13 protein-coding genes are annotated in these 12,211 nt (G+C 46.6%); all 13 read left to right on the top strand.

Annotated elements, in window-relative coordinates; translation table 11 throughout:
• Positions 1–822, top strand: an 822-nt coding sequence (locus tag PsAD26_RS16410; protein ID WP_244278250.1) for a phage baseplate assembly protein V, incomplete at its 5' end; no start/stop codon positions are given.
• A 76-nt stretch (positions 823–898) separates the two neighbouring features.
• Positions 899–1,744, top strand: a complete 846-nt coding sequence (locus PsAD26_RS16405; RefSeq protein ID WP_193758300.1) for a DUF4123 domain-containing protein — start codon at positions 899–901, stop codon at positions 1,742–1,744.
• A 10-nt stretch (positions 1,745–1,754) separates the two neighbouring features.
• On the top strand, positions 1,755–3,110 hold the full coding sequence (locus tag PsAD26_RS16400) for a hypothetical protein (RefSeq protein WP_063311300.1): 1,356 nt from the start codon (positions 1,755–1,757) through the stop codon (positions 3,108–3,110).
• A gap of 12 nt (positions 3,111–3,122) precedes the next feature.
• Positions 3,123–3,827, top strand: a complete 705-nt coding sequence (locus tag PsAD26_RS16395; protein ID WP_063311299.1) for an HNH endonuclease — start codon at positions 3,123–3,125, stop codon at positions 3,825–3,827.
• 37 nt (positions 3,828–3,864) lie between these two features.
• On the top strand, positions 3,865–4,419 hold the full coding sequence (locus PsAD26_RS16390; RefSeq protein WP_063311298.1) for an SMI1/KNR4 family protein: 555 nt from the start codon (positions 3,865–3,867) through the stop codon (positions 4,417–4,419).
• Positions 4,420–4,549: 130 nt separating this feature from the next.
• Complete coding sequence (locus PsAD26_RS16385) at positions 4,550–5,056, top strand: SMI1/KNR4 family protein (RefSeq protein ID WP_063311297.1); 507 nt, start codon at positions 4,550–4,552, stop codon at positions 5,054–5,056.
• Positions 5,057–5,222: 166 nt separating this feature from the next.
• Entirely contained in the window at positions 5,223–5,732 is a 510-nt protein-coding gene (locus tag PsAD26_RS16380; RefSeq protein WP_063311296.1) for an SMI1/KNR4 family protein, read from the top strand.
• Positions 5,733–5,793: 61 nt separating this feature from the next.
• Complete coding sequence (locus tag PsAD26_RS16375; protein WP_063311295.1) at positions 5,794–6,345, top strand: hypothetical protein; 552 nt, start codon at positions 5,794–5,796, stop codon at positions 6,343–6,345.
• Positions 6,346–6,542: 197 nt separating this feature from the next.
• Positions 6,543–7,409: a PAAR domain-containing protein gene (locus tag PsAD26_RS28885; RefSeq protein ID WP_084403704.1), complete on the top strand. Its 867-nt coding sequence runs from the start codon at positions 6,543–6,545 to the stop codon at positions 7,407–7,409.
• Positions 7,410–7,488: 79 nt separating this feature from the next.
• Positions 7,489–7,755: an HNH endonuclease gene (locus PsAD26_RS28880; protein ID WP_084403703.1), complete on the top strand. Its 267-nt coding sequence runs from the start codon at positions 7,489–7,491 to the stop codon at positions 7,753–7,755.
• Positions 7,748–8,212, top strand: a complete 465-nt coding sequence (locus PsAD26_RS16365; protein ID WP_063311294.1) for an SMI1/KNR4 family protein — start codon at positions 7,748–7,750, stop codon at positions 8,210–8,212. Before PsAD26_RS28880 ends, PsAD26_RS16365 begins: the two co-directional genes overlap by 8 nt.
• Before the next feature lie 3 nt (positions 8,213–8,215).
• A complete protein-coding gene (locus PsAD26_RS16360) occupies positions 8,216–11,248 on the top strand; it encodes a DUF6531 domain-containing protein (protein ID WP_063311293.1) in 3,033 nt (1,010 codons plus the stop codon).
• A 396-nt stretch (positions 11,249–11,644) separates the two neighbouring features.
• A complete protein-coding gene (locus tag PsAD26_RS29395) occupies positions 11,645–11,860 on the top strand; it encodes a hypothetical protein (RefSeq protein WP_063311292.1) in 216 nt (71 codons plus the stop codon).
• The last annotated feature ends 351 nt before the right edge of the window (positions 11,861–12,211 follow it).

Below are 12,211 nucleotides of genomic sequence, written 5' to 3'. Positions count from 1 at the left end.
GCGTCAGTTGTGTATAAGAGCCAGGCCGCCAGCTGGGGCCACATCGCCATCCCCCGCATTGGCCACGAGGTCATCGTAGACTTCCTCGAAGGCGACCCAGACCAGCCAATCATCACAGGGCGCACCTATCACAATAACAACAAGTCCCCCTACCAACTGCCGGACTTTAAAACGGTTATGACAATCAAGTCGGATACTCACAAGGGTGTGGGTTCGAACGAGTTGCGGTTTGAAGATCAGGCCGGGATGGAACAGGTATATGTTCATGCACAAAAAGATCAGGACATCATTGTCGAGAATGACCGGCGTGAACATATCCGGCATGACCGGCATCAGATTGTCGAGAACAACCGACACCTGCTGGTCAAGAACAACCACTATCAGCACATAGCAAAAGATGAATATCGTCGCATTGATAATGAGACGAATTGGATCTTCGGCGGCAAACTGCTTTTCAAGGTCTATAACGCCCTGCATACAACGGTTTACGGGGCTGTTGTAAACAGTTTTCGTGCCAACCGCTCCACCATGATCAAGGGATCGGACAGCCTCAAGGTTGAAGGAGGCTCGACGACGACTATTTTGGGCAAGACCACGGTCAAGGCACCCAATGTTGTTCTGGAAGGCACCGAAGAACTGACCATCAAGGGGCCGGGTGGTTTCGTCAAGATAGATTCCGGCGGGGTTACGATCGTCGGCAAGAAGGTAAAAATCAATCAGGGTGGTAGCCCGGGAACGGCGGCGGATGCCGCCCCACCACCGCCTGAAGAGCCAACGGACCCGAAAGCTGCTGAGCTTGCAACCGACCGGGGATACAGGTGATATGGCGTTGTCCTATACCAATATCCCTGACCATGTCAGCTGGGATGATCTGGCATCTCTTCGTGATGAGGGCAGATTGTTTGCTCTTGTTGATGCCTGCGGGAACAAGGATGTTCCTGGACATGTGGCTGATCTGAAAGAGGATGGCTTTTGTCTCTATGAGGAGCTGGCCGAGGATTATTACAATACGGAAGCGCCCCATCTTGTCCGACCCAAGGACGAGATGTGGGAGCATATTGTTAGCCTGACGCAAAGTGATGATGCTTGGGGCTTCTTTATTGAGACATCTGATAGGGTTGCTACGTCCCATCTCGTTCAGCATTGGCGGAATTGGGTAAATGTTTATCCGCCTAAAGGGAACAGAACTGTTCTCTTCCGTTTCTACGATCCGCGCCTTCTTGAAACATTTTTGAGCTCAATGACGCCAGAAATGGCCCAAGCCTTCTGTGGTGATTTAGGGGCTTTTCATATCGCACCGAACAGCAAGGACAAACGCTTTTATACCTATCGCATCAATCACACCGAAGAAGCCGGGATTGCCAGCCTTCCGCCCTACCGGGTAGGTGCCAGGCAGTTCGAAGCATTGCGGGGCAGGCAGACTGAGCTTCGGCATGAACGCATTTTGGATTTTCTGCGTAAGGGCTTTGGCGAAAAGCTGATTGACCGAGGTGACAAGGACTTGCTGGCACTCGTTGCAAGATCGGAGAAGACCGCCAAAAAGCTTGGATTTGAAATGGAACGGGACAAGGTGAAGTTCATTGTCCTGACGACTGCTTTTGGTGAAGGTTTCCACGAAAATGGCGCGCTGCCAGAGGCGAAGTCCATTCTTTCCGGGCCAGATTTTATGTCCGGGCAATCAAAAATCGAACGATTGACGCAGGTGGCCAGGCGCAAGGATGCGTCCAGGCTGGGTGCAGCATAGGACAGGGGCAATGACACAGGCAGAAACAGCAGGCGGTCAGTCAACCGGAGATGTGATTGACCTGGCCGATCTTGATTTTTCGACAGTCAAGGAACACCCGGACAGGATTTGTGACCATTGTCCGAATGCATTGGCCGTATTTGTTCATTATGAGGATTTTTTTCCGTCTCCAGAGGCTCCGTTTCACTTGATCCTGGAGGGGGGGGCGGAGACCAATGGCACCTGTGGTGACAACGGCATGGTGGCGATATATGGCCTGCCAAACGAGGCTGCCATGGTGCTGGCCGGTGAGGATGCCATTGAATACAAGCCGGAAAACCAGCAGAAGCGGAATCCAGATTATCTGAAAAACCAAGATATCGTTCGTGCGCGTCTTGCGCGGGATGAAGCGGAGCGCATGCGCGACGAGATTGACGGTACTGCGCTTGGTCGCCTGTTTGGTGGGCTGGACGATGATACACAGCGAAAAGTCAATGAATATAAACGGATTGAGGAAAACGCGAGAAATACCCTACGGAAACTGGATGCTGATGATGAAAGTTGGTTTGGTTGGATATGGGGTGCGCTGCAAGGAGAGTGGAATGACAATCCGACAACCGGGCAGATTATCTTCGATGCAGCGCTGACGGCTATTCCTATTATCGATCAGGTTGGCGATCTCAGGGATGTTTCTGCGATTGTGCTCAAGCTTTGTGATAGCAAGGTGCGGGAGGAAGAAGGCTGGTTGCTGTGGCTATCGCTAGGTATTTGCACCATCGGGCTGGTCCCTACTGTTGGATCGGTCGTCAAGGGGGTTTTCAAAACCATTTTCAATGCCTGCAAACCGTTTTTGAAGGCGACAGGCGATTTCCTGAAATCCTTCAAGAAGGCCGCATCACCAGAAATGATCAATTCCGTCATGGCTGTGGCGCGCTTCTTTTCTTCCGGCAATGCCGTCAAATGGCTTCAGGATCTGGCGGCCGATTTTCAGAAACTGATCACGGAGGCTATGGGCCTCTTCAAAAAGTTTCTGGCTACCATGCAGCAACAAGCCAGCAAAGCGCTGGCAGAAGCACGGGCAAGCTGGACCTTGTGGGGATTGCGTGACACCTCTGGGTTGATCAAGGCAGCGGAACTGGCAGTTAGCAAGATTGTAGAATTCGCATCCAAGGCAGTTGGTATGGTCGAAAAAGCACTCGGAAAGCTCGACGATGTGTTTCAGGAATTTGTTCGCAAGATCATCAAATTTGCAGTTGGTAATCTGCGTGATGAAGACACGATCCGGGCTCTGACAAAAGATGCGGTGAAGATTTTTAAAAATGCTGCGGCTAGTGGTGCGGCGGCTGGTGGAACGGCCTCCGCACTCCAAGCCAGTGCGCCGAGCTAAAAGGAGAGAGATATGGCAAAAGCTCCTTCATCAGCAGCTCGAAATGCTGGTCAGGCCGGTTTGATCGCTGGTCGAAAAGCAGGCGGAGAAGCCGCCAGGCTGAACGGGATGACCAATATCAAAAAGAATGGCAAAGCTCCCGATGTCATTGATAGTTCATCGGCTAAAAAGGCAGAAACGCCTAAGAAGAGTGTGCTGGATGATTATCCAAATGCCAAACCGATAAGTGCTAAGGATCTTGAGGAAAAACTCGGGAGTCACAATGCAGGCCCTAACGCGCCTAAGTTCAAGAAATGGGAGGAAAGTGGCGGCTGGCTGAAACATGATCCTGATACTGGAGCCGTGATCTATGGCAAGAAAATAAATACTTCCACCAAGGGGAACATGGATGTCGAGGTTCCTTATGTGAATGGCAAACCGATTTTTGATGATTTTACGGACTACAGAACAAAAATAGACTCCTTTAATGGTAAAAGGAAAGATGATTATCAAAAAGCCAACAAAAACCTTATGGATGAACAAAGAAAGACAGCTGATGATCTTGGTGTTGTGAATAAAAAAGGGGATAATGCCAAGAAAATCAATCCTAACAAGCTAGATGAAAATGGCGACCCTATATATACATGGCATCATCACGAAGATGGAAAATCAATGTTATTAATGGATTATTGGGTTCACAAATTGTTCCCGCATGCGGGCGGGCATTCTGGGAAGTGAATGCATCTAAGCTTTCTGTATTAACGTGGAGATATCTATGCAAAAGGTTTTTTATACAAGAAAATTGAACCAATCATCTGAAATTGAGTTTGAAAAATGGGCTGAAGATTATTTTGGTATTAAGTTACCAGAAGATTTTATAGATTTTATAAATAGTAATGGTGTTGGAAGAGAACCTATTCCTTGTCGGTTTGATGGAAAAATCGACATGGAAGAATTGATTATTGAAGCGTTCCTTCGGTTGTCTCCTTCTGATAATTTAGCATCTATTCAAGCTAGTACTGATCGGGCTATTGGCGAAGACTGGATAAGTGATGATTTTGTTATGTTCGCTGAAGGAGCTGCAGGTCATCTAAGCTTTGTCCTTGCTGTAAAAGGGCCGCATAGAGGTAAGGTTTTTGCCTTTGTGGATAGTGGTGTTTATCTGGAAGAGGATCGGATCAGGCTGGAAAATGGGGCCTTGCATCTTGCCGATACATTCACCGAGTTTATTGACGGCCTTCACGCAGATGAAGACGACGTTGATGATTGGGAAGATTCTATGGATTACTTACCTGATGAAATCAAAGAGAAATTTGGTTCTGGTTCATAAAGCGGATCGTCATGTCGTCGGGTGTTTGGTTTAGGAATACAGGACTTGCAGAAGATTTTCTCGATAATAGAGAAGCCATAACTGGTTGCGTCCCTGAAGATACTGCCGCGAGGTTTGAGAATTAAAAATAATGCCTCATATCGATCCGATCGCACAGCCTGCTGATGAACGGGAAATTGAAGCCTTTAAAGCGTGGGCAAAATATCCGGTTCCTGATGATTATCTTGCTTTTTTGAGAAAGTATAATGGTGGATATCTGGCTGGAGTTAGACCCGGTTTTTATAACAAGGATAATCATCGGTTAGCTAGTATTACGACCTTCATGCACATATCTGAAGTGGTAGATAAATGTATAAATAAAATATTTGAAAAGAATTTCTCTTTTTATACAGTTAAATTTGAAACTGGTAATATACAGGATGACTATTTTGCTCCCGATCATTACATTAAAATCGCCGATGGCGCTGAACATGAACATGTAGTGATCAACCTAAAAACTGGCCATGTTATTGGCTTTACTGATGATAATCGCGAAATAGAAACAGCAGAAGAGTTCTTGGAAGAATGCTCATTTCTTGCGGATAATTTCGATAGTTTTTTCTCGCAGATTGCTGATGACTTGCCTGATTGGGTCTGACTGAAACTTGACTGGCATTACGATGGTGACACAAGCATGACTACAGTCGATAGTGATGCTACTTAGCTCTTTAAGCATCATCATGAAATTTAAAAAAAAAGAAGGTGCAGCGTAATTAGCCTTCTTCTTTCGGCAACTTTATTAAGCATATCTATTATGAGAAATGATGCCTCTTATCGATCCGATCGCGCAGCCTGCTGATGACAGAGAAATTGAAGCCTTTAAAACTTGGGCTAAATATCCGGTTCCTGATGATTATCTTGCTTTTTTGAGAAAGTATAATGGTGGATATCTGGCTGGAGGTGGCGCATGTTATTATAATAGTGATGATCATACGGTGGCCGCTATTACAACCTTCATGCATATTTCTGAAGAAGTAGATAAATGTATTAATAAAACATTTGAAAGATTTTTCTTCACTTCTACAGTCGCATTCCAGACTAAAGACTTGAGAGATAACTATTTTGCGCCTGATGATTACATCAAAATTGCAAATGGTGCAGAGCATGAACACATATTGATGGATCTGAAAACTGGCCATGTTTTTAGTTTTGACGATGAAACTGAAGAAGAACTAGAGACGACGGAAGATTTTCTTGAGGAATGTTTCATCATGGCGGATAGTTTTAGCAGCTTTTTCTCGCGAATTGTTGATGATCTGCCTGATGGGGTTTGATAGAAAGTTGATTGTGAGATGGGTTTGCTGTGCTTAGTTGGTGGTTTATTTCGGAGTAGGTATGCAGGCTATAAAATATGGATATCCGGATTTAAAAGATCAGTTGGGCGCAGGAATTGCCTATCATGAAAAGGCATTCGAGTTCAGTTTTCAGGATCATGAAAGCCTGAAGCAGTATCTGACCTTTTGCAAGGAAAATGGAACAGGATCTGATCCTCTTCCCTGCTGTTTTGAGAAGGATAATCAATCTCTTTATATTGATTTTTTTGCGCGTCTTGCTCCGCATCCAGAGTATGGATTTGAGTCAGCGATCACGGTTGTTTCTTGTACAAAACAGCTTGAAGGTTCGATGATACGAGGCAATGTCAATGATGCTCTTATTATTGCGTATGGCACTCATTTATCGATTGGATTGGTTATCAGGGGCAAGTGTATTGGTAAGGTGTTTGCGCTTGAGGATATCAAACCTCTAGTTCTTGATGATGATATGGATGACATCCCCTCTGATATTGAAGGCATAACCAAACTCGGCGATAGTTTTGACGAATTTATCAACGCTCTGTCTGCAGATGAGGATGATATTGAGGAATGGAAAGAGGATTTTGGTGAGTAACCTTCTGTTCAAACAGGTGGGATGGGGAGCTGGGGATACCAGCACGAGAAGGGCAATAAAAGTCACGTGTTTTTTCTCGGTGATTTAAGCTTGGACTATAAATTTTGAGAGAATTCAGGCCCGTTAGATTTGGTTTTGTCAGGGCTCGTTGCGGGCTTCATCGGATTTTGATTTTTTGATTTTGAAGGAGAGGCGAAATGCCAAAAGCAGCACGATTGGGAGATATTGGGGCAGGTCATGGCTGTTTTCCTCCGACACCGGCTATTGCCGGTTCCGGGGATACCTTCATCAACGGCAGAAAGGCCGTGAGGCTGGGTGATGCATTTGCGCCGCATGGCTGTCCCCAATGCCCTCCTCATCCACGTTCTCTGTCTGCCGGGTCTGCAACCGTGTTCATCAATGGCAAAAAAGCAGGACGTGTGGGGGATAGTATCGGCTGTGGCGGCTCTGTTTCAGCCGGCTCAGGTGATACCTTCATTGGTGATGTGGGAATGGGTGGTCCTCTGAAGAGCTGCATGAAAGGCGCAAAGGATAATGCATCGCCCTTGCTGGATCCGGGTTTGAGCAGGCTGGAAGATCCTGCGTCGGTCGAATTGCTCGCCTTCAAGGAGGCTCTGTCGATGCCCGTCCCTGAGCTTGGTTCATTTGTGCAGGATCAGCTCGCTTCAATTCTTGAAAGTGGAATTCAAGACATCCTGTCCCACCATGTTGCCTCGCATCTTCCCAAAGTTGGGCTGGAGGGCCTGACGAATAAAGCTCTTGATACGCTCAAAACCAAGGCATTACACAGCGGCGCCCTGATTGGTGCTCTGAAAGGGAAGGTTCCGGAAGTTACCTCTCAGGCTGTCTCCCGTGTTTCGCAAAATTTTTCCGATGCCGTGTCGTCCGAGATATCACTGGGGGAGCCATTGTCTGCGACCATACCGAATATTCCCGATAATCCGTTAGTGGCGGGATTGCATGATCTGGCCCAATCCGGAAACCCGGCAAAGCTGGATTCTGTATTGCGTCCGCAGGCCTCGGATATGTGTGTGAAGCTCATGGCAAATGCCTGTGGTCTCTGAGTTTGCCCGAACGTAGTTGAAGTTTAATCGGTCTTCACGCCTTCACAAATTGATTTTAAGGGTGCAGACACGAACATGCATGCAAGAAGCAGGTCGGATTAGATCTGTCAAAGCGAGATTAAAAGAGAAAAATATGACTGTATCAAAGACAGCTAAACCCAGTCGGGTACGTGACTGTTACATGGCAAACCAGCATGCAGGGCATGTCAGAACTCCAAAGGGGTTTACCTGGCACCATGATGGCGCCAATCCGGGTACATTGCAACTTGTCGATTCCAGCATGCATAACGCCTTTCCTCACTCCGGTGGTGTTTCGGTAATCAAGGAGCAACTGAAGAATGGCTAAGGCAGTGATATTGGACGCTTCCACCGGGCTTGATGAAGCAGGTCTTGCAACTTTGGAAAAGAAACTGGGGCTCGCTCTACCAGCAGATTATCGGTCGTTTTTGTCTCAGCAAAATGGCGGCAGACCGGTACCAGAATGCTTCTCGTTTCTTGATGATGATGGTCCGTATAGCGACTCTTTGGTGGACTGGTTTTTGTCAGTTGGAATTGATGATCCGTCGGATTTGCTGGAATATTATTCCATGTATGTTGAGGAGGAGCGTGTTCCATCCCATATGCTTCCCATTGCGCATGATCCGTTCGGTAATCTGATCCTGCTGTCCTTGTCTGGAGATGATGCAGGCGCGATATATTTCTGGGATCATGAAAATGAAGGGGACGCTGATTACAGCAATCTGAATTATATCGGGAAAAACTTGGATCATTTCCTTGAACGTTTCTTCAGCTTTCAGGGCTGACATATGTCCATACTTTATGACCTTTATGATTATCGGGGGCAGAGGCCTGGAAACACCCGGCTTGTGGATTCAATTTTCAATCCTGTCTCTGGTGAAGCGACCTTTTCCAGAACTGATCTTTATTATCCGGGAAAAATTCCCCTCTTTCTGACCTCGACCTGGCAGTCCATGTCACTTTTCAGCGGACAGACTGGCGAGGGATGGATTGATAACTGGAGCCTGTATGTTCTGCCTGGCCCGGAATGGTTGAGCCTTCACCTGCCCACGGGTGAGATAGCACGTTTCCAGATACCCTGGTCCGGGGGAATTTCCACCAATCCTGTTGTAAAGGACTGGAAGCTTGAAATCCTGAATGTGCGCCCGACCTTTCGGGTAGCAGGGGGATTGTTTTACGAGTTTGGTTTGTCGGACGGTAAAAAAGTTTTTCTGCGCAGGCTATATAATGAATCTGGCGATGAAATCCGTTTCAAACGATCAGCATATGGAAATTTGACCAGTGTTTCCCGCAGTGACGGGCTGCATCTTGATATTCATTGTGATGATTTGCAGATCAATCGGATAAGCGAACGGGATCGGGTAACCGGTCAACTAAAGGATGTTGGTTCCTATCGATATGATGATGATGGCAGGCTTGTACAGGTTCGCTCGGCATATGCCGGAGAGTGGGCATATATGTATAATGAAGACGGGAAGCTTACCCACCGGGTGAGACCTTCAGGTGCGTTTGAAGCCTTGCAGCTAGATAGTGATAACCGGCTTTTAAACAGGCGCTTCAGGCATGGCATGGCGCCGTTGGAGTGTGCCTATCCGGCCACTGACAAGACGGTAATCCGCCGTGGTGGAGACGCAATAACCGAATTCAGCATTGATTGCGACCAAGCCGTTCTTTCCTCTTTCAGGTTGGCAGATGGGCGAACCGTCACCTATCACTGGCAAGATGGCCGCTTGCATCGGGTGGAGGCAGGTGAAGATACAAGTCTGGAATTTTCATATGAGGATGAATGGGGCCTGCTCGCGTCAATAGGGGATGGTGATCAGGAGCTTTTGAGAATTGGTTATGACGATGCCGGAAATCCGCTTTCGATGAATTTCCGGGGTCTGGAATGGTTGCTGAAGTATGATCAAGATACGAAAGCCCTGTCGGAACTTATAACGCCAGATACCAGCTTCAGCTTCACAGACGGAGTTATACAAACACATCGATTAGCCCCATATTCTCCATCAGAATTATTCGGTTCTTTAGCTGAGATTGTACGAAAAAGGTCTTTGTCGATAGCTGGTCTCATTGAATTGCCGCAGTCTGTTCAAGAGGGTAGAGCTGAGATATTGCTTACCCATATGCATGATATTCTTTCGGCTCCTGTTGAAAGAACCACCTGGCGAGCAGCTCTTTCCGGGGATCCTTCTTGTATTCATGTAGACCTGCCTCATAATCTTCTGGACCGTATGTCCAGTTTGTTTCATGCGGCTTTTCTGGGGGTATCTGAGCCTGTGTTGTCCCCTTTTTCCTCTAATGTCGTGCCTGTATCGCATCTTCAGTTTTACCATGCTGATAATCGCTCTGATTTTGTCGAGATTGGAACCGAAGTTATTGGTCGGGATGTCTTTGGTCGCCCGGTCGGTTTGGAGGGTCGCTCCGTTGAAGTGGGTTTCAGTCGTTCCGGGTTTATAAATGATCTTACAGTTGCAAGTGGTTCCGAGGAATGGACCTTTTCCTCAACGGGTGCTGATGTGTTTGACATTGCCCGAACAACTCATATGGCAAGATCCGAACAATCTAATGGAAACATCAAAACCAGTGTCCATCAATGGGATGCAAACCTGACTGACCAACCTCAGCAATCACTGGATGCTGAGTTTGATGGCGTTGGTCGCCTTTGCAGTTTGACCGATGGTCAGCAGGTTCTCAAAAGAAATTATTTGGGAACACTTCTTGAAACGGAACAGATTGACGACAGGGTTTTTCGCTACACCTATGATGATACTGGTCGCTTAAGTGCTGTTACAAGTGATCACTTTTTTGCTCAGATTGAGAGGGACGAGGGTTGCGACATCCTAAAACTGAATGGGCAAAAATTTAAATGCTATTCAGATCAAAGCTGGCAAGTTATCGACGATCCTGACCATGCGATTTTTCGATTCAATACCGAAACTGACTATGTAACCGGAATTGTCCAATCGGGGACTATTGATAATCAGCATGGCATTCAAACCAGTTTTTCAAGGAGATTTTCCGACAAGGAAGGCGAATGCGTCGACGCTTCAGGAACAGATCGCTACACATTAAGAGCAAATGGGTTTGTCTGCGAAAGTGCGGGTTTCTACCTAAATGTGAACCAAGTGGATGATTATTTGAGGATTGACTTGAATGGTCAGGAACTGCTGATCACAGAACATGGTGACCGGTTTGCTCTGGAGTCCAAAGGTCGAGAAGTGGCATTTATTACGCAGCATAATCCTGCTAGGGCTGTTCAAACCGTGACGCTCGTTGCGGATGACCGAGATATTCTATGCTACGAATTTGATCGTGATGTTGTTGGTAGGGTTAAGTCCATTCGATTTTCCAACTTGCTTCCAGGATTTTTGCAAAACTCAAGGGCAAGTAATCTTCATGATGAGGTAGATCTGAATTATACTCTTACGGGTCAGATTTGTGATGTCAGAATGAAGGAAATCGGGGGAACACGACGCTTCTGTAGCCCTTATTATGCTGCAGGACATCGCTGGTTTATGATGCTGGATAATGAACCGGTTTCGTGTCTACCCTGTATGAATGGGGTGCTGCTCAGAACTGACGATAAGACACGCTATACCTTTCCCTTTGATCACGCTCTTTTCGGTGCTGATGCTTCTTCGCGAATAGCCGTACGTATGTCGAAACTGAACAGCTTTGGAATGTTTAGTGGTATGTTTTATGTCCTGTCGCGGCTGCAGGTTCTTGATAACTTTTTTCCTTTTGGTCAATTGATCCCTGAAGGTCTGATATGGCCCCAAATACCGTTCTGGCAGGGGCCTTACGGGGTGCTATCAAGTTAACTCTGGCCGCAGTTTTAATGAGTAAGCGAGGACTATGACTTCAGTTCCGATCTGTTACAAGCTCTACCGATTTCTGCTTCAAATCATTGCCTATGTTGTATGGCTCTATTGTAACCGGTGTTCAGCCCCCGCCTTCCAATTTTGTTTTTTGGCCCGAGATCTTGCTTACTGGAGTGAGAAATGAGGCAAAACGCCATGCTACTCGAATGGTTGGTTAGAGAATTGCAGCTTTTGGCCCAGCCAGACTTAAACTTATTCGAAATCTCTGAATGATGTTTGGAGGTGTTGTCCGCCAATCTTAAAAAGAATTTCCGGTTTATGATCTGCAGTCAGTATTGCATACAGAAACCACTGGTTTAATGCTTGCACGGGGAGCATTAAACCAGTGGTTTTGTCATGGCTGGTAAGAATAAGGCGTTTTCTGACGCCAAATTTGCAAAAATTATCGAAGAAGGACGAGGCAGCGTTGAGTATTCTGAATACAAGCCCTGGCTAATGGTTCGAGATTTGCTGTCTCTTGGGAGGCAGTATCACGTCTTTGGTCATAAATCGAAGCGAACTCATCATCCGCTGTCTGACTTCGAGCTTTCCTTGTGCCTGTTGCTTAAATGACATAGTCAAGTTACTCAAATCCGTGAGCCGTTTCCTCTTAAAAGAACTAATACGCGCATGCTCGCGTTTGAAGCCGGGGTCAAGCACCTCAATCTAACTGGTGTTGACCAGTATATGTCTGCGGATTTCTTGGTAATACGAGTGATGAACAGACACTCAGATTTTCCCTCCAAACGAAGTATAAAGAAGTGTTGGAATATGCGCGGGTGATTGAAAATCTAGAGCGAAGATACTGGTTATGAAGCAGTAATCCTAGCAAAAGTTGCCCCCTTCATACACACTTGACCTTCCAGTAACTGGAAGGGTTAGTATGTCGGTTACTAAGTTGAGCAGTGCTGGAAGAAGTAAGGA

The sequence above is a fragment of the Pseudovibrio sp. Ad26 genome, from assembly GCF_001623285.1.
Lineage (GTDB): Bacteria > Pseudomonadota > Alphaproteobacteria > Rhizobiales > Stappiaceae > Pseudovibrio > Pseudovibrio ascidiaceicola.
The sequence above is the reverse complement of the archived record's forward strand: the minus strand, read 5'-3'. Positions and strand labels throughout refer to the sequence as shown.